The organism is Leptolyngbya sp. Heron Island J, from assembly GCF_000482245.1.
Lineage (GTDB): Bacteria > Cyanobacteriota > Cyanobacteriia > Phormidesmidales > Phormidesmidaceae > Leptothoe.
The window spans coordinates 194,566-213,794 of record NZ_AWNH01000060.1 but is presented as its reverse complement, the minus strand read 5'-3'; the positions used below and the strand labels follow the sequence as shown (position 1 = coordinate 213,794).

The window sequence follows — 19,229 nt, the reverse complement described above, 5'->3', positions numbered from 1 at the left end:
GGAACGCCCCTACAATTTCAAATTTCCTTAAACTCTAGCGACCTCCTTCGTCTCTGGCTCAATCGCTACCGTCGCTTTGGCTTCTCTAAATAGATGATTGGCCCACTGCTGAACGTCATAACGACAGATAGCCTTGTGTAGCTTCTTCATGCGCTCGGCTTGTTCCTCAGCAGACATGGCCAGCGCTTCATCAATACGCTCATCCATACGTGTGGAGGAATAGGGGTTGGTGAGTAGCGCATCAGGCAGCTCCACAGCGGACCCCGTAAACTCAGACAAAATGAGGACACCGTCTTCGCCGTTATGAACAGCTACATATTCCTTAGCGACCAGGTTTAAACCATCTCTTAACGGGCAGATCCATGCAATATCTGCGGCTTTGTACAATGCCATCAAATCGTCATAGGGCAAAGGCTCAGTAAAGAGCTGCACAGGCGTCCAGTTAAGGGAACCAAAGCGACCATTGATCTGACCCACCATTTGTTCAATTTGCTCTTGAGCAATGCGATAAACCCGCATCCCTTTGGCCGCCTTCACCGCCGTCATCATTAAGTTGACTTTGCCAATCAACTCAGGGCGTCTGGCTAACAACCGTTCGTAGCAGGCCAGCATTTCCTTAGCACCTTTGACATAATCAACCCGACCAGCGGACATGATCAGCTTGTTATCACCAATCTCAGCACGCAGTACCTTCACCCGCTCTTGAATCGATGGGCGCATCACCACATCGTGAATTTTTTGGGGACTGGTTCCCACAGGGAATGCATCAATGGTAACAATGCGACCGTTGTAGCGTAGTTTAGTCACCATTTCAGGCTCGGCTAGGGCAGTCCCTGTCTTGGTAAACGCTTCTGGCACGGGGATACGCTCCACGATGTCTACATCACGACAGCTACGGGCAGCCGACACAAAGTTCTGGACATAGCGAGGGATATGGAAACCACACAAATCACAGCATAGTAGGCTGTCAATAATGGCATCTCGCCAGTGGAGAATATTAAAGACATCCGCTGCAGGGAAAGGTGTGTGATGGAAGAAAGCAATCTTCACATGGGGCATCTTCTGGCGAATGTAATAGGGTGTCAGCCAGAGGTTGTAGTCGTGAATCCAGATCAGCGCATCATCGGCAGCATCTTCACAGGCCGCTTCAGCAAACAAGCGATTAATATTTTGAAAGTTTTCCCAGTCAGAGCTGTCATAGGTGAAGTGCTCTGGGAAAGAGTGCAAAATTGGCCAGAACGCTTCTTTGGATGTGATGTGATAAAAATTTCGGACTTGATCTGCATCAAGGGGAATTCGGCGCACCACACAGCTATCGCTGCCTCCCTCCATGGTCACCCGATCAATGAAATTGGTACGCTCAGCATCAGTAATCTGTTTCCAAGCTACCCAAGTACTCTGATCGGCATTGGCAAAAAAGCTTTTTAATGTAGGGACAATACCATTGGGGCTCTTCTTCTCACGGTAGTAAATCTTGCCATTTTCCTTTACCTCATCATAGGGTTCACGGTGGTATAGGATCACCAAAGAAGATTTCATGTTGATTTCTCCTGCAGTTTTCTTAACAGCGGTTAATCAATGTAAGTTTCAAACAAAATAAAACTCAGGAGAGACAACTCTTTCCACAAGCTGCCTCTGCTGAGCTTCAAAAAATGCATGAAATAGTAGTTAGAATCCGCTGACGATTTCTGCCAATACATCAGGGTTTACATTGAGTTACGTTATCGTATTGAGCCTTATTGCGCAATTAGACAAACATTTCCTCGCAGCTCTAAATGTGAGTAGAGGAAAACATTTTCAGGAACGAATTTAACAACATGAGTTACAGATATGTTTTCACTCAATGTCGATCTTACACTCTGTCTAGAGACGTAAATCATGGATGCACTTTCGTACTATTTTGAACGACGGGAACTATAGGCGCGTTCAACATTCTGAGCTAATGTGGCGCTTTTAACTAAATCCATGTACTCCCTTCAATAACGAGACATACGGTGATTGCAACTGCCCCTAAACAAATTCAACTGGTTGAAGATGAAACCCAAAGCCTGCTCATATGGGCTGAAAACATCCAACGTTCAGAAGCAACTTTTTTTGAAAAGGCTCAGAAAATTGCTCGACGGTTAGGAGCACACTATCGAGCTGATCGGCTGACTGAAATAGGGTTTTGGACCCCCGATTTAACGGGGGACATTATCCAATCAGAAGATCGAATTGTACTAGAGGTTTACACGCCGAAAGAGGATATTAACTTTCGGGCAATAGAGCAAACCGTTACGTTTAATCGAGTCCAAATTCCTTTGGTTAAACAGGGAGAATTTGTCTGGGGAGTGATTGAAGGTATGCGACCGGGGCGTCGCGATCGCGCCGGATGTTTTTACTGGTTACGCTACACCGACCAGGATGGCCGGGTGCATATTATCCGTGATCCGCTAGCTCACTCATTGCCCTACGGCATATTTGCCCCGGCAGAGCTATACGATATGCGTCTGCTACAGCGTCAGCGAGCCGACCGTAGCTATTTTCGCCGCACAGGCAGCAGCTACACCGACGCAGATACTCCTCGCATTGGTGCACCCACCAATATTTTGCAAATCCATGTGAAGACTGCCTCCCCTAAAGGAACCTTTGAGGGTCTGACAGAAATTTACCAGCGCATCTCCGACAAGCTGGCTGCAGGTGAGGAGCTAACGGCTGAGGAAGCAGTTTATGCGGGCTATGATGCTATTCAACTATTGCCCGTCGTACCAACCATTGAGTATCGCCGCGAAGACTCCCATGGGGACTACGAATTTTTCGCACTGCTGCCCGACAAGCACGAGTTACCGCAACCATCGTTAGCCGAAAATCTGACACCTGACCTATCGCCTAAATTAGCTCAGGCTACTTTACGCAAGCCTGACACCCAAAATTGGGGCTACGACGTGCCTATTCTCGGTTCAGGTGCCACCAATCCTTCAGTACTCGGTAGCCTGCGCCCCGATGAGGTGATCGACTTTATCGCGACGCTCCACAACTTTTCTGAAGGCCCAATTCAACTGATTTATGACCTGGTCTATGGCCATGCTGATAATCAGGCCCTAGAGATCATGACCCATCAGTTCTTTAAGGGACCCAACATGTATGGTCAAGACCTCAACCACCAGCTACCGCAGGTACGGGCAATTTTGCTAGAGATGCAACGACGCAAAATTAATACAGGGGCTGACGGTGTGCGAGTGGATGGCGGTCAGGACTTTCGTTTTTTTAATCCATTAACGGATCGAGTCGAGCAAGACGATGCCTATCTGCTGGCCATGAGTGATGTGGTGCAGAACATCAATGGCTATCGACGGTTAATGTTTACCATTTTTGAGGATGGCCGCCCCTGGCCCCAGGAAGGCTGGGAAGAAATATCTCGCTATCGAGAGCTGATTGAACAAAAACCTGAGTCATTTCAATGGGGACCTTTGATTTTTGCCCATAACACCCCGTCATTACAAGGATTTTGGGATCGTAAATGGCGACGTGTAGGGGAAGTTATTTTCCAAGGTAATCGCTGGATTACAGGGTGCGGCAACCACGATACGGTACGCCGTGGCACCCAGGTAAACAAAGAGCAGACAATTAACTGGAATCTGGGTAAGACCCTACCAGAGGTACTACACAAGGCTTACAACAATCCGGCTACCCAGCTGTGGGTCTGTGGCTTTAGCCCTGGCCTACCTATGGATTTTATCAATGCCAATGTGGGGGCTCCCTGGGGATTTTTTAGGAATACGGATGAACAGTACGGTGTCAAAGTAGTCTCGGAGGAAATTAGCTTCCTGGACTGGCAAATTGAGCCCGATATGTATGACTTACCTGAAGTTTTCCCCCAACTAAAACAGATGGGATTTCGGGACTTTCAGCAGCTGAAAGATTTTTCGCAAACGCTTCAGGATGCCATGATCGCGACGGACTACAACCTACAAGAGGTGGCAACCATTTGCAGTCAGTGTTTGGGGCCCAATACTGATAACTGCGAACTTCCCAATCTGGCAGAGCTGAATGAATCTTCTTTAGCTGGCTTTTTGGCAAACCTAGACGTGCCTAAGCTAAAAAGATTTGCCAAGGCCTTTATGGAAGATGGCCATGATCTATGTAACGTTTCCCGCTCCTATGATCAGATTGATACAGGTGTTGCTAAATTCCATCTAGCTCTCAGACAGTATCGCCGCCACCATCCTTGGCTTCAAGATAATTTGACGGGTCATGATCGATTTAACCGAGTTAGCGATGATCAGCGTACGGTTTTTTATGGCCTAAGGCGCAATCCCCATGAACCCAAGGCGTCTCCGATTGTGGTGGTCGCTCACATGGGGGGTGAACCGCTAACCATTAAGCTACAGGATTGGTTAGGCATCGATATGGGAAATTGGCAGGTTGCGATCGCCACTCCCGATCTTAACCGTGACACCGACCTTAAGAATCCACATCATTTCATTCTAAAAGATAGCCAGGGTGTTCTCTTTGAACAGAAAAAATAACCGTCCTTAGAGCCACAGCATCGGCCTCCAGAATGACAAATACCGATTGTGATTAAGGCTATCAATTTTTCTTTAATAACAATTAATGAGACGCTGTCGATTATTTATCCCAGAAGGATTTTAGAGATCGTAGAACATTTATTTTTTTGTCTACATATAACTTTTCAAAGTGCTACGATATATAAAATCAATCTTAAGAAAACAGAATTATCTCTTGTAGACCTATTCAGTGTCTGGGGAATTGCCATATGGAAAAAAAGCTCAAGGAACTTGTCGGTCAAAGCAGTGTATGGCTCTATGTCAAAAGCAGCAACGGCTGGTTTAAGAATGTGGAAATCTTAGAGGTGACCGACACCACTATTACGTTCCGTTACGAGTCTGAGTCTGAGGTTGAGCGCAAACTGTGGGAAAAAACGACCCGCATTGACAACATTGCTGAAGTTGAAGTCAGATTACTGACTGTCCCTAAAGTTGATAAGAAACTTGATGCTATTCGTGGACAACTATCAAGACTGTTGGATCAAGAAGATTAGTCGAACAAAATCATCTTTGACAGTAGCTGACTGCAATTAGCTAGTTTATTTGGCATGCCCTACACCAGACCCTGAGAAAGTGTTGGCATTGCGAAACGGAATCAAAACTCAAAAATTTCAGCAAGGAGGGTGGCAGCATTGCCTCCTCCTTTTTGCTTTAAAGCAGCCGATGCCAGCGCCTCATCCACATCACTATGTCAAACTCTTTTGCACTCTGACCCATATATATTGAGGAGTTAGGCAGCTCTACAATTTTGCTGCTCCAAACCCCAACTTTTATTAATTTCCTCTAAGACTTCCCACGTTTTTTTCCACAAAAGAAAACCCGCGACACAATAGGTGGAGTTATTTAATTAGATCGGTTTTTCCATGGATGTCAAAGCCGCGTCTACACGCTTACTGGTATCAGATATTACTCACTGTTGTAGGTTTTATCGGGATTTGCTTGGTCTCAAGGTAATTGTAGAGACCCCAAGTTATGCTGAGTTTGAAGCAGCAGGTCAAACCATTTCCCTATTCCATCAAGAGGAAATGGCCTCTATTATTCACACCAGCGATAAACCTGCCTCCGTCGATAGCCAAGATAAAACCCTTCTAATCTTTACTATCACGGATTTAGATAGCACCTATGCTCAGCTGCGGGAAGCCGGCGTTCATTTTGATGAACCACCCACACAAAACAGCGACTTTAATCTCAAAATTGCCTACTGCCGGGACCCTGAGGGTAATTTGATTGGGCTATTTGAGAACCTGATGTAATCGAACAGGTGAGCAGAGCCCAATCGCCGGATCTATCTATTAATCATTAACTACTAATTATTTCCAAGAGGAATCGTCAATGGCAAAACAGTACGTCATGGCCCTGGATTTGGGCACCACTGGTAACCGCGCTATTGTGTTCAACCAGGCTGGAGATATTGTCGGTCAAGCTTATAAAGAGCTGACCCAGTATTATCCGCAACCGGGCTGGGTGGAGCATGATGCTATAGAAATTTGGCAGCAGGTGCAATGGGCGATCAAGACAGCTATTGGCGAAGCGAATGTTGACGCCAGTGAGATTGCAGCCATCGGTCTGACGGTACAGAGGGAAACTTGTTTGCTGTGGGATAAGACAACGGGCAAGCCTTTACATAAAGCCATTGTTTGGCAGGACCGCCGCACGGCGGATATGTGTACCACATTGGTGGACCATAAAGCAGAGATTTATGAACGCAGCGGTCTGTTTTTGGATGCCTATTTCTCAGGCACTAAGCTGCGATGGTTGCTGGATAAAGTTCAACCAGAGAATCTGGATAATGTCCTGGCAGGCACCATCGATACCTGGGCGCTGTGGAATCTGACGGATGGCAAGGTGCATGCAACGGACCATAGTAATGCTAGCCGCACATTGCTGATGAATTTAGCAACGCAGCAATGGGATGACAAGCTGCTAGATATTTTTGGGGTGCCGCGATCGCTACTAGCAGAGATTAAACCCAGCCAGGGAATTTTTGGGTACACCGACCCCAGTTTGCTAGGTGTGGAAATTCCCATCGCCGCACTTTTAGGTGACCAGCAGGCCGCACTATTTGCCCATGGGTGCGATCGCCCCGGCTTACTCAAATGCACCTACGGCACCGGAGCTTTCCTAGTCGCCCACACCGGCAAAGAAATTGTACGCTCAAAAAACCAGCTGCTCTCCACCATTAGCTGGACCACAACCAAAAAAGATAGCAATTACGAACTGGGCTATGCCTTAGAAGGCAGTATGTTTACCGCTGGAGCCTGTATCCAGTGGTTGCGAGATGGGTTGCAGATCATCGACAGTGCCGCAGACAGCGACCCCCTAGCAAAATCTGTCAAAGATAACGGTGGTGTTTACTTTGTGCCGGCCCTGAGCGGATTGGGTGCCCCTCACTGGGATATGGGCGCTCGCGGTGCATTTTTAGGCATTACCCGAGGCGCAACTAAGGCTCACATGGTGCGGTCAGTGTTAGAAGCGATCGCAAACCAGGCCCGTGAAGTGGTAACAGCCATTAATGACGACAGTGGTACACCGATCATGACACTGAAGGTAGACGGCGGTGCCTGCCATAACGACTTTTTAATGCAATATCAGGCAGATGTGTTGGGTATTCCAGTGGAGCGACCAGCTGTACTGGACGCGACAGCCCAGGGTTCTGCATTTGCTGCCGGGTTGGCCGTTGGCTTCTGGGATGACTACACAACGCTAGTAAACAGCCGCAAAATCGACAAGACCTTTGAACCCGGACCTAACAAAGCAGCCGCACAAGAAAATTTTGCAACCTGGCAGCAAGCAGTTGAGCGGGCCAAAGGATGGATCGCGTAAGGATCTACTCCTGACAATAGCGATTAGGCGTCAAATCGATTGATGTGTACTGTAAATCCTGGCAAGCCACCAACAGATAGGGTGATAGGCAGTGAATAGGTTGCTTTATCGGTGGAAATTTACGACGTTGCTCTGGGGTAAGGGCTTCTCAACGGGAAAGCTCAACCCAGGCAGCATCGGGAGAACGGTCACCACCATTGGGCAGTCGGAAAATAGTTGATGAGCTAAAAACTTTACCCAGCTTGGTTTGCCGATTCCAAATAACTAAGTCTGCCCCAGCTCAATCTCTTGATTACCGCTATCACCACCAACTGGGGAAATTAGGATTAAATCTCCTTAAGGGGTTCATTCTATTTGGATTGCTAGATTGGTAATACAAAGCTGATAAAACTGCTCGTCGGGCAGTTTGACGGTTTTGAGATCAAGGGTGATGGGCAGAGTCAACATAGCGCTGAGCACGTAAAGCTAGGCCTAGTATAGCTATTGAAACAATTCCCCATAAAAAGCAGGGTAAACAAACGCAAAGGCAGTCGAACTGGGAATTACGGTTCCATCCAGCTCTTCAACCACTATCGTATCCAGAGTTTCATCCCACCGAGCCCGTATCGTCCGTCCAGAAAGCTAAGCTTCCTGACTACCGAGCTGCTTTAGCTCATCATGCACAAACTGCAGACTATCACCCGAAAACTGATTATGGGGTGTCTCGCCTTCACATTAGGACCCACACTTCCTGCACCCCAAGGCTGAGCATACAGCGTATCATCGGCCCGATCGTACATCACCAAACAGCTCTGATACAGTTTACCTGAAACGCCAAAGGTGGTTTCACCTCGGTCAAAGGCAACGATGGTATCGCACAGCGGACAGTAGCTCACCGCTACATTGACACCACCAATCTCATCGTTAACGATCTCGTGCCAGTTCAAAATGTTGTAGGGATAGGCTTTGGCTTCATCGTTAACCACCATGCCTACGACAATATCATCCGGTACAAACGGTGTGGTTTCTGCCATGTCAAACTCAGGTACATCAATACTGGGAATGCCATCTTTCGGTGGACCACCGTTCAGCAACTGTTCTAGTTCAATGCGGGTAAACTCGTCAGGGTTAATATCTTGTTTGCGCAGATCGCCCAGCTCACGGCTTTGATCGTGAAAGACTTGGGTGAGGACATCATGCACACCTCAACCCAAATGTCATGGAACATCCATTCTTTAAATTTTGTACAAATCTATGCAAAGTTACAGCAATTTTTTCAAAGGCTGGGCATCGTAAGAAAAGTCAATGACGTATCGGAACGATACGACGACCTCATATGAAGAACTTGCTTAACAATTCACCATTACACCATGGCGCTCTTTGCAGCCTTTGCCAGGACACACTATTGCGCCACATCAACCAAAGCAGAATATTTTGGTATTGTCCTAGCTGCCGCCAAGAAATGGTGAGCGAAAAGCAAGAAGAGCCTCCAAACAAGGCAGCTCATTTTAGTCAACCAACCCAACAGTATCCACTGACGAAAACCATTACCCCCAACAAACGAGTTGAGGTCCAAGTTCATTAACTGTGGAATAAGAGCGTGGCAACTAACTGCGTTCTAAACACTCTCTAAAATCCATTGCACCAAAGTGCGTACACCATACCCCGTTGCACCAGGGTTGTTGTACGCATTATCTTTTTCACTCCACACAGGGCCAGCAATATCTAAATGAGCCCAGGCCGTCTCTTTGACAAACTGCTTTAGGAATAAAGCTGCAGTAATCGAACCACCAGGGCGGGGGCCAGTATTTTTCATATCCGCCACGATCGACTTGAGCCCATCAAAATATTTTTCCTCCATGGGCATGCGCCACAGCTTTTCACCCGCCGACTCTGCCGCCTGGGCCAAGGCCTGCGCCAGCTCATCATTCGGGCTAAATAGACCAGCCAGATCATTACCGAGAGCTACAATGCAAGCACCGGTCAAAGTAGCCAGGTCTACTATGGCATCAACACCCAGCTTGTCTGCATAGACCAATGCATCGGCTAGGGTCAGACGACCCTCAGCATCGGTATTATTTACTTCGATGGTTTTACCATTGGACGCGGTCAAAATATCTCCTGGATGCATTGCATGGCCGCTGATCATGTTTTCAGTAGCAGCGCTAATAAAATGCACCTCGACATCCGGCTTGATTTGGGCAATGGCCTTGGCTGCACCTAGCACAGCTGCAGCCCCACCCATATCCATCTTCATCAGCTCGATCATGCTGCCGGCACCGGCCTTAATATTTAGACCACCGGAATCAAAGGTAAGCCCCTTACCAATCAGGGCTAGCTTACGCTTGGGTGTAACGTCAGGAGTATAGGTAAGGTGGATAAACTTGGGTGGCATTTCGGACGCCATAGCAACACCGAGATAGGCCCCCATACCTAGCTCTTCGCACTCCGCCTGTTCTAATACTTTCAGGCTGAGACCATGGGCATTAGCAATCTCCGCAGCGGTCTCAGCCAGGGTGGCCGGAGTGACAACATTAGGGGGAGCTGCCACCAGCTCACGGGCCAAAATCACACCATCACAGACGTTGGCTGCCGTCTCCAGCGAGGCTTCATAGCCGGAGAGATCTAGCAGTGCCACATCACTCAGCACTACTTTTGGAGCGTCAGTATCGGACTTAAAACGTTTGTCCTCATGCATTGCCAGGGTAATGCCCTCAGCAATAGTTTGGGTGGTTCGCTCCGGACTATTGTTCCAAATAGGGAAACTAATACCCAGGGATGCACATTTTTCGCGTTTGGCTAGTTTGGCAGCAGTAGCGGCGGCACGACGTAAACCTTCCAGCTTCAATTCTTCGGCAGCACCTAAGCCGACAATGGCCAACTTACGGATCTCACCACCGACTCGGATCACAGCAGAGCTACCAGCTTTTGCCTTAAAGTCTGTTTCGTCGATGAGTTCTTGAAGCAGTCCAGACACTCTTTCATTTAGATCGGACAATAGCCCAGTCAGTGGCAACGACTCTTCAGATAGCCCAACAACAAGACAATCACCTGACCAAGTTAAACAAGACTTATCCGATGCTACAAACTTCATTCCCATCTCAGTGCTAATTCCCGTCTTAGTATCTAATGATTTCGGCGTGTTTCTTGACTGAATATCATATACGGCTCTTTATTATGCCGATAATTTCTAGATAGAACATTCGTAGCTAGTATTTATCCATTTTGACAGCACGGTAGCGTATCATCGCACGTTCTAAACCACATCCAAGTTGAAACCTGGCGCTGCGTTGATCAAAAACTACAATTCCGGATGTGACCATTATCTATCCCGCTTTTTACACCACTCATTTAGTTGATTCACCATGGGAAAACGTCTCATAGATCTAGGAAAAGAGCGCTTACCACTGTTGCTATTGGGGGGTGTTAGTCTAGCAAGTCTAGCCCTAATTGCATTTTTTGGGCAGGCTGCTAGGCAGTTATTACCGGCTGAACAAACAGCCGACATTCAGCAGCAACAGGCCCCTAATCAAACCTTTCAACTAGCGCTACAGCCGCCGCAGGTGCGTCGAGATATGCTGCAACAGCTAGCGGCTTCAGCAGCGGAGGGTGAGGCATATCTAGCTAGATATTTGCTAGCAACGGACTTATTGAATCAGGGAGAAGCTGCTGAGGCATTAGCTGTTCTGGAGGAGCAAAAGACCGACGATCAAAGCCATGTCCTTGTCCCTTACGTGTTGTTAAACCGGGGTCAGGCACAGCTGATGGCAGGGGAGTCACCAACTAGCTGGAATGAGTTGCTGGCTAATCATGACACCCATAGTGCGACTGCTGAGGCACGCTACGAACTTGGGAAGCAGGAGCCTGAGCAGTGGGAAGCTTTGCTGGCAAAGAACCCAAGCCATCCGCGAGCAGTGGAGGTAGCATTACAAAAGCTAAAAACGGGTACTTCGAAAGAGAAGCTACTGCTGGTAGCGGCCCATGGTCTCTATCGAGAGGAATATGAGGCCAGTCTCGATCGGTTGACCGAGGAATATGGTCAGGAACTTACACCTGAGCAGTGGGAAACTGTAGGGTTTGGCTACTGGGAAAATCTGCGCTACGGCAAAGCGTCGGCAGCCTATGCAAAAGCTCCGACTTCCCCTACGAGTCTGTATCGAACTGCTCGGGGGGCACAAATCGCCAATCAGCGGGTGGTTGCGATCGCAAACTATCAAAAACTTGCCAAAACTTATCCCAACGCACCTGAAACCGGTCTTGGCCTGATTCGGCTAGCAGACTCTTTACCGGATAAAGCAGCACTGGCTCCGCTCGATCAGGCCATGAAAAGCTTTCCTGATCGAGCTGGGGAAGCATTACTCAAAAAAGCCAATATTCTAGACCAGCTAAATAGCCCCACCTCCGCCAAAGATGCTCGCACATCGGTCCTTAGCCAACATAGCGATTCAGAAGCCGCCGCCGAACTCCGTCTCAGTCGTGCTCACAAAGCTGCCAAAGCCAATGACCTGGCCACAGCTCGCCAGCTAGCAGAGGAGCTAGTTACCGCTACCCCCCAGAGTGAACTGGCCGCTGAAGCCAGCTTTTGGTCTGGGAAATGGGCGCAAAAATTGGGACAAGACAGCGATGCCAGTCAGGCCTATGAACGCACCCTGACACAATATCCCGAGTCTTATTTTGCCTGGCGCTCAGCTGTACTGCTAGGTTGGGATGTGGGGGACTTTACCAGCGTGCGTTATCTATCGCCTGAAGTCAGCCTGCCTCAACAGAGAGATCCATTGCCAGCTGGCTCAGAAACACTGCAGCTGCTCTATCGTCTAGGTCAAAACGCCAATGCCTGGAGCCTTTGGCAAACCGAATTTGAAAACGTTAAAGATCCCACCGTGGCAGAACAATTTACCGACGGCGTTATGCGGGTAGGTGTAGGTGATAATCTTGACGGTATCTTCATGCTCACTAGCTTAGCCTGGCGCGATGAGGCCGCCGAACAAGAGGAATACCAACAGATCCGTGTCAGTTCCAACTACTGGAAAACGGTTTATCCGTTTCCCTTTTCTGACCTCATCCAAACGTGGTCCCAACAGCGTCAGCTCAATCCGCTACTGGTGACTGCCCTCATGCGTCAAGAATCCAGATTTGAGCCTAAGATTCGCTCTGTTGCCGGAGCCATTGGACTAATGCAGGTGATCCCCAGTACAGCCGACTGGGTTTTAACCCAAATTGGTGAGAGCACAGATGACCTGGAAGCCACCCTAGAAAATCCCAATGAAAGCATTAAGCTGGGTACCTGGTATCTGGACTACACTCACCGTGAATATAACGATAACTCTATGTTCGCTGTTGCCAGTTATAATGCGGGTCCTGGCGCTGTTGCTGATTGGATTACTCGGGGATATGACGATCCAGATGTGTTTGTCAAAAATATTCCCTTCGCTGAGACTCAAGGCTATGTGGAAGCTGTATTTGGCGGCTACTGGAACTATCTAAGACTCTATAATCCTGCCATTAGTCAGCAAATGGCTCAGCTTACCGCTCAGTAGGCTGCCTCATCCTAAGGACTGATTCGTATTGCAAGCTCTATGCTATTCGAACGGTTAACCATACAATAGGTCAGATAAACGAGGGATACACCTAGACAGTCAACAGACAGTCAACCACCGTTCATCACAACCAGCAGAGTAACGTGACTAGCTATAGCACCGTTCAGAAGCAGCAACTAAGTCAACTTGGCGCTTACCTTCAAGAAAAACGTCAGGAGCAGGGAAAGTCCTTGGAGGATATTTCTCTACAAACCTATATCCGTGCTCAATTGCTTAAAGCCGTGGAAACCGGTGATACGTCCGATTTACCTCAACCTATCTTTGTACAAGGCTTTATTCGTCGCTATGCGGATGCTTTAGGGTTAGACGGAACTAATTTTGCGAAGCAGTTTCCAGTTCACTCCATTCCCAATACGCCCCGTCCCGTCCCTCGACCAGCGACTCCGGTGGAGATGTCTTACCCGACAGCAGCTCAAAAGCCACCGATTCAGGTCACACCAAGCCAATCTAAGCCAGCTGTCGAGTCTATGCCGATAAAGCAGGACCCCGAGCCCGAGCATGCTCCTGTGCTCGAAAGCGTCGGTGCGCCTGAAAAGACACCCTCTGAACAGCCTGCACCTGAGCAGAGGGTGCAGGTACCAGCTGATGCTGATGGCTCTGGAAATTTAGCCCTAGAGCCATCACCTGTGGTTGACAGCCAGCGCTCAACCTTAGGTCTGGATACTCTGAGTAATGGCGTTGGGACCAAAAGCTCTGATAATCCCAAAAGCTCTGATAATCATCAAAGCGCTCCTTTGGCACCAGAAGCAACGTCGTCACTGCCGGATACTGATACATCGGTAGGCGTCATGCCGCCTCTTACTCCTGCAGTGTCTGACTTATCGAGCGGTGAAAGCTCAGGTATTAAATGGCTGCCCTGGAGTATTGGTGCAGCCTTACTTGTAGGTGCGATCGCGCTAATCGGTCCTAGAATAATGGGCGGTGGCACTAACCAGCAGCCCGAGCCGACAGAAGCGGCAGCTCCTCAAACTGAAGTTGCCCCACCTCCAGTTGAAGCACCGGCCCCCGTGACAGAGCCTGAACCAGCTGTTAGCGGTGCCCCAGTCAATCTGCAGGTAGAAATTACTGAAGCAGGCCCTTCTTGGATGCGGATTGTAATTGATGGCGAGCTTGCCTTTGAAGGCCTGCTGGACCCTGGAACCACAGAAACCTGGGAAGGCCAAGAATCAATCACCATGAACGTCGGTAATGCAGGGGCAGCCCTGATCTCATCTAACGGCAGTGAACCCATACCTGCGGGCAACCCTGGCGGCGCTGAATTTTTAACCTTCAGTGCCGCCAACAATGCTGAGGAATAGTCAGTGTTTCCACTCTAACCACGTGGATTAGGGAAACCACACTACAATCACAGCGATACAATAGAAAACATATCGATACAATACTGGCACTGCAGCCCATGACGTCCAATCTAGAGACGGTAGAGTCTACTGAGCAGCTTGACTATCTCGACGAATTACCTGACGAGATAGAGATGTCCCTCTTCGATCACCTCGAAGAGCTGCGAATGCGTATTTTCTATTCGTTAATTGGTGTTTTAGTGGGGGTTATCGGCTGTTTTTGTGTCGTTAATCGCATTGTTGCACTCCTAGAAATTCCTGCCCAAGGAGCCAAGTTTCTACAGCTTTCCCCTGGCGAATATTTCTTTGTATCAATCAAGGTAGCTGGCTATAGCGGCATTTTAGTTGCTAGCCCGTTTATCCTTTATCAAATCACCCTGTTTGTCTTACCCGGACTGACCCGACGCGAACGACGGTTGATTGGCCCCATTGTGCTGGGTTCCAGCGTTTTATTTATAACAGGTATCTTTTTCGCCTACATTGCCCTGATTCCAGCAGCGTTGAACTTTTTTATCAACTACGGGGAAGGCGTGGTCGAACAGCTTTGGTCTATCGACCGCTACTTCGAGTTTGTACTACTGCTGTTATTTAGTACGGGCCTTGCGTTTCAAATTCCTGTTATTCAGATACTTTTAGGATTGCTGGGCATCACCAACTCGGCAACTATGCTTAAGGGTTGGCGCTATGTGATGTTAGGAGCTGTTGTCCTTGGGGCTGTGCTCACACCATCCACGGATCCCATTACTCAAAGTCTTTTAGCAGGAGCCGTCCTATTCTTGTACTTTGGCGGCATCTTTATGGTCAAAGCCATCGGCAAGTAACCATCAGTTAGTAACAAAGCTAACAATAATTACCCATTTGGTTACTGAGGCCAATATTAAACGCGATTGATGATGCCCTAAAGTGGATGCTTAGCAGGCATACCCACAGTTCGAGGAAAATCATTATCTGTTTTTGCTACCTTTTTTACATATAGGCAATGCCTTACACCCTGCGTCAGCGGTGTTTCCCAAGGGCAAATAGCCACTAGCTCACCCCCTAGGGTATCTAAAGCACCCACAAAGAGGTCCTCTTCTTCATCGGTCCACTGGCCCCGAAACAGGACGGCGAAGCCACTTTTTTTGAGCAACGGTAAGGCATATTCCGCGCAGGTAGACGCTGGACCAACTGCCCTCACCATTGCCAGGTCATACTGAGCCCGGTGCTTTGGATCGCGCCCTAGCACTTCTGCTCGTTCAGCCAGAAATGTGGTGTTAGTCAAACCTAACTGCTCACAGAGGGTTTGTAAAAACGCGATTTTTTTGCGGGTGGAATCAAGCAGGGTAACATGCCATTGGGATCGTGCGATCGCAACCGGCACTCCTGGAAAGCCCCCACCCGTGCCAATATCAATCACTGTTTTGACCGTCGGCAACCACTCCGGCTTTTGTGGTTCACACCAGGGCGCAAGACCACTGAGTGAATCCCACAGATGCTTCTCCCAAAATCCATCTGGTTCTGTAATCCGCGTTAGGTTTACCTGACGATTACCCGCCACAATTCCCTGATACAGCTGCTCAAACAATCCTTGCTGCTCGTCAGACGGCAGCCAGTGCAGTGTCTCCTGCCATATATGACCGTTAATTGGCAGCTGTTTAGCCAACATATCTGTCATCACTTATTTCGTTTGCCCCCGTTAGATCCATACTTTTACTCCCGAATGCCAACGCAATCAAACTGGAGCCACCTCTAACGACTGCATCACTAGCTCCCCATTCCGCAATGTCCAACAATAATCTGCCAAGTGGGCCAAATCACTCGCATCATGGGAAACCACCAGCAGACTCCAATTTTTCTTTAAATCCGCTAACAAACTAATCAGCTGCTGCTTCATCGACCAGTCCAACCCAGCCGTTGGCTCATCTAGCAATAGCAAATACGGCTGTCGAATCAGCTGCACAGCTAAAGCTAAGCGGCGCTGTTGGCCACCGCTCAAGGCATGCGGTGCAGTCTGCAATCCAATTTGCCCAAGGCCAACGGAATCCAGAGTCTTCGCTACCTGTTCAGAACCCAGCTCGGGATGGCCAATGCGCAATTCTTCTAAGATCGTGTGACCACAAAAATGGCGTTCTGGAAACTGAAAGACAAGCCCTGCTAATTGTTGAAGCGTTTCTGGTTGCAGCTCCTGATCGCGCCAGTGCAACGTGCCTTGAGACGGAGCCACTAATCCCGCCAAAATTTCCAATAAAGTGCTCTTACCTGAGCCGCTTGGCCCGACAATCAGCCCCATTTTTTTAGGCTCTAAGGTAAACGAAATATGCTGGAGAATGGGCGCTGCACTAGCCGCTGGATGGTAGGAAACATTATCAAGGGTGAGCATTGGGGCAACAAGAAGGGCCATCTCACACTATAGCCAATGTTTTGTATGCTCAGGGCTGTGCATCTGTCTCTATTCATCAATCTCGTCTAAGGCAGTTATCTACGGGAAAGCAAAGCGCTTGCTATTCTAGATAACTGGAATCATGCAACCGACACTATGGAAATTCGCTTTCGCGAGTGCGACTTCTTCAATCTGTGGATTTGGCTAGAGCTAGAGAATGTGCCTTCCACCATGGAACAGCAGTACATCGAAGAAATTTTTGACTCTTGGTTTTTCCTGGGCAAGCTGGGTGGGTTTAATGCCGAGAATCTACAAGTCCAAGACGGTGGTCATGAGATTAGCTACATGGACTACGACAACGATGAAGCTGAAAGCAGTCTGATGTCGGTGATGCACAATATGTCAGAGGTTCAGTTTGAAGGGACCTGGGCTCGCTGCTGGTTTGATTTGGGTACCACCGATGCGATCTCGCTAGATATCTTAGTCAACACCCTCAAGCAATTTAGCAAAGACTACATCGTCATTAAACGTGTTTACATCGGTGGCGAAAACGAAGACTGGCCTATACCCCGCGACCAGCAAGCTGACTTCGTCGATGCCATGCACTAAAACCACATTTAGTAGCAGAGTTGCCCACAATGTCATCAGCCAGACAGTCCTCTGCGCCCCCGTCTGAGAATGTTCAAGAAACACTCAGTGAGTTCCTAATCATTTTTCAGATCTAGCCAGACTTGACCATGCATAATAGCAGTGCCCCCTCAGAGAGGACATCTGTTATGGCTCATGAAACACAGCGTCAAGCTAGCCTAGAATCCCCTGTATTTGGTCAGTTAGAGCAATGGCTGGCCAAACGTATTCGTGACCTCAGTATTGATGCCTTAGCTTCTAAGGCATTTACCTGTACAGCCTGTGGCGAAGTTGAAGGTGAATACCTGGTGGATTATGAAGGAAAAACCTATCGCTTCGATACAGCGACCACTTATGCATTTTTAGAATTTATCCTGGCAAAGCAGCCCACCATAGTGCATTAAAGCGCTTTCATGCCCAGAACAGTCGCTCTGTCTCAGACCCTCACTTCATGGTCAAATCGTTGCCGTTTCTCAAACTCAAACGGTCCGGCTACCGAACCCCAAAGTAGTTCATCAGTTTCTGGATCGCGACCACGGTCGTAGCTGATTAGCTTATCGTCCGTAATTTCAAATTCATTGTCTAGATAGCTGGTTTTGCCCTTGCGCACCACCATGCAATTTTTGCCTGGCACAACTTTGCCGATGAAGCTATGACCAGTCCAGCGTACGGTCATATCACAGCCAGGCATTTTCTCGATCTGGTCGGCTGAAATAGTAGCCAGCTTTTCAACATCACGGGCTGCACCAATGACAGCATCCTGCTCCTCAAACGTATAGTTTTCAAGCAAAATGTGATCATCCTGCGGTAAAAAGTGCAGCACCCGCACCCGATAAGGCTGCCCCAGCATAAAGTCATAAGCTTGCTCTAAATACAAACAACTCCCTGGCAAAAAATCTGAGGGCAAAGGTCGCATACATACCCGGATATGCGCAAAAAAGGGAGGATTCTCAATTGCCTGGGCCTGATTGCTAAAATCAGCAGCCATCCACTTCAGCAAGGTCGAAACATCAGTTGCGTGGGACATATCAAAAGAGCTATCGGTTTAATTATGGAGATTTTGGGCGTCAAACAACATCAGATTGATTTTGATTGTGTATTGAAGGATTTTTCTCCAAACAGCTTTTTTAGCTAAAGAGCGATAGAAGAGCCACCTAAACTCATCAGGTGATGTAGCTTCGCCATTTATTATGAAAAGATAGAACCCCCTTGAGAGCAACCCTATGGCGCTAAGCTCAGTCTTCCATCAATTCTTTGACCACTGCATTGGCAGCTGGTCTACAGAGCGTACTTACCACTATCTCACCCAAAACGAAGTAGAACGTTCCCATACTGACTTTCAAGTATCCCCAATCACTGATGAAATTAAGGCTAGGGTGCTGGCTGATAATGCCTACGGCGAGGTTGAAGACCTAGCAACACTACCGGGCTTTCGTCTTGCCTTTGATACCGTATCGGAAAAGGGTGAAAAAGTCTCTCAAACCTTGAATCTGTTGTTTGTCACCAATATAGAAACAGGCAATATTTTAGAGGGCGATTATCTTCGCGATCGCGCCTACGAAGAAGCTCGTCCTATCATCTCCCACTTTCGCTTTGATACCCACACCAGCGAACTGTTAATGACCACAAACTACACCCGCGTGGTCTCCGTAGACTCAATCACCCTGATCAATCCGAGCACACGTATCCGTCGTATTCTTAATTACTTGCGTCCACCTGCAGGCCAACCGTTAGAAAAATTAGGTCTCGTCGGCTTTGGCGTTGAGCAAAAGGTTGCATAAGATTAAGCCTCAATATCAAGAAGCGGCATGACAGTAACCTGCTAACCCATCTGACCATTAGCTTACGCCCCTCTCAAAGCTCCGATGCCTTACGGAACCGGAACTAATTAACGTGTATTGATTTCTATAACAGTTCAACAAAATTTCCCAAGCTCATGGGAAAGCTAGGGTAACTCTTA

At 48.2% G+C, this 19,229-nt stretch carries 17 protein-coding genes; 10 read left to right on the top strand and 7 right to left on the bottom strand.

What is annotated here, in order from left to right; genetic code table 11:
* Positions 1–27: 27 nt before the first annotated feature.
* Complete coding sequence (ggpS, locus tag N836_RS57185; protein ID WP_023073849.1) at positions 28–1,539, bottom strand: glucosylglycerol-phosphate synthase; 1,512 nt, start codon at positions 1,537–1,539, stop codon at positions 28–30.
* Positions 1,540–1,994: 455 nt separating this feature from the next.
* On the opposite strand from ggpS, the gene gghA reads away from it, so the two are divergent.
* From gghA to glpK, 4 genes are all read left to right on the top strand, one after another.
* Positions 1,995–4,508, top strand: a complete 2,514-nt coding sequence (gene gghA, locus N836_RS57180; RefSeq protein WP_023073848.1) for a glucosylglycerol hydrolase — start codon at positions 1,995–1,997, stop codon at positions 4,506–4,508.
* 248 nt (positions 4,509–4,756) lie between these two features.
* Positions 4,757–5,041, top strand: a complete 285-nt coding sequence (locus N836_RS57175; protein ID WP_023073847.1) for a DUF6679 family protein — start codon at positions 4,757–4,759, stop codon at positions 5,039–5,041.
* A 369-nt stretch (positions 5,042–5,410) separates the two neighbouring features.
* A complete protein-coding gene (locus tag N836_RS57170; RefSeq protein WP_023073846.1) occupies positions 5,411–5,800 on the top strand; it encodes a VOC family protein in 390 nt (129 codons plus the stop codon).
* A 79-nt stretch (positions 5,801–5,879) separates the two neighbouring features.
* Positions 5,880–7,370: a glycerol kinase GlpK gene (gene glpK, locus N836_RS57165; RefSeq protein WP_023073845.1), complete on the top strand. Its 1,491-nt coding sequence runs from the start codon at positions 5,880–5,882 to the stop codon at positions 7,368–7,370.
* Between the two features lie 148 nt (positions 7,371–7,518).
* Here glpK and N836_RS77605 read toward each other — a convergent pair whose 3' ends face one another.
* From N836_RS77605 to N836_RS57150, 3 genes are all read right to left on the bottom strand, one after another.
* Positions 7,519–7,611 (bottom strand): Uma2 family endonuclease, encoded by a 93-nt coding sequence (locus N836_RS77605; RefSeq protein WP_235071121.1) that lies wholly within the window; start codon positions 7,609–7,611, stop codon positions 7,519–7,521.
* 406 nt (positions 7,612–8,017) lie between these two features.
* Positions 8,018–8,551, bottom strand: coding sequence for a DUF3179 domain-containing (seleno)protein (locus N836_RS57155; RefSeq protein WP_023073843.1), 534 nt, complete (start codon positions 8,549–8,551; stop codon positions 8,018–8,020).
* 416 nt (positions 8,552–8,967) lie between these two features.
* Complete coding sequence (locus tag N836_RS57150; protein WP_327058713.1) at positions 8,968–10,449, bottom strand: leucyl aminopeptidase; 1,482 nt, start codon at positions 10,447–10,449, stop codon at positions 8,968–8,970.
* A 265-nt stretch (positions 10,450–10,714) separates the two neighbouring features.
* Between N836_RS57150 and N836_RS57145 the strand changes: the two genes are divergently transcribed.
* From N836_RS57145 to tatC, 3 genes are all read left to right on the top strand, one after another.
* On the top strand, positions 10,715–12,886 hold the full coding sequence (locus N836_RS57145) for a lytic transglycosylase domain-containing protein (RefSeq protein WP_023073840.1): 2,172 nt from the start codon (positions 10,715–10,717) through the stop codon (positions 12,884–12,886).
* 143 nt (positions 12,887–13,029) lie between these two features.
* The gene (locus N836_RS57140) at positions 13,030–14,244 is read left to right on the top strand and encodes a helix-turn-helix domain-containing protein (protein WP_023073839.1); all 1,215 of its coding nucleotides are present in this window, start codon (positions 13,030–13,032) and stop codon (positions 14,242–14,244) included.
* Positions 14,245–14,342: 98 nt separating this feature from the next.
* Positions 14,343–15,104, top strand: coding sequence for a twin-arginine translocase subunit TatC (tatC, locus tag N836_RS57135; protein WP_023073838.1), 762 nt, complete (start codon positions 14,343–14,345; stop codon positions 15,102–15,104).
* Positions 15,105–15,181: 77 nt separating this feature from the next.
* Here tatC and rsmG read toward each other — a convergent pair whose 3' ends face one another.
* Positions 15,182–15,937: a 16S rRNA (guanine(527)-N(7))-methyltransferase RsmG gene (gene rsmG, locus N836_RS57130; protein ID WP_023073837.1), complete on the bottom strand. Its 756-nt coding sequence runs from the start codon at positions 15,935–15,937 to the stop codon at positions 15,182–15,184.
* Between the two features lie 57 nt (positions 15,938–15,994).
* Positions 15,995–16,663: an ABC transporter ATP-binding protein gene (locus tag N836_RS57125; protein WP_023073836.1), complete on the bottom strand. Its 669-nt coding sequence runs from the start codon at positions 16,661–16,663 to the stop codon at positions 15,995–15,997.
* 135 nt (positions 16,664–16,798) lie between these two features.
* Between N836_RS57125 and N836_RS57120 the strand changes: the two genes are divergently transcribed.
* Positions 16,799–17,251 carry a DUF3531 family protein gene (locus N836_RS57120; RefSeq protein ID WP_023073835.1) on the top strand — a complete coding sequence of 151 codons (453 nt, stop codon included), beginning with the start codon at positions 16,799–16,801 and terminating at the stop codon, positions 17,249–17,251.
* Positions 17,252–17,418: 167 nt separating this feature from the next.
* On the top strand, positions 17,419–17,673 hold the full coding sequence (locus N836_RS57115) for a hypothetical protein (protein WP_023073834.1): 255 nt from the start codon (positions 17,419–17,421) through the stop codon (positions 17,671–17,673).
* 32 nt (positions 17,674–17,705) lie between these two features.
* Here the strand turns inward: N836_RS57115 and N836_RS57110 are convergent, their stop codons facing one another.
* Positions 17,706–18,296, bottom strand: a complete 591-nt coding sequence (locus N836_RS57110) for a chromophore lyase CpcT/CpeT (RefSeq protein ID WP_031293185.1) — start codon at positions 18,294–18,296, stop codon at positions 17,706–17,708.
* Between the two features lie 196 nt (positions 18,297–18,492).
* Here N836_RS57110 and N836_RS57105 point away from each other — a divergent pair, with 196 nt between their 5' ends.
* Positions 18,493–19,050: a phycobiliprotein lyase gene (locus N836_RS57105; RefSeq protein WP_023073832.1), complete on the top strand. Its 558-nt coding sequence runs from the start codon at positions 18,493–18,495 to the stop codon at positions 19,048–19,050.
* Positions 19,051–19,229: the final 179 nt, after the last annotated feature.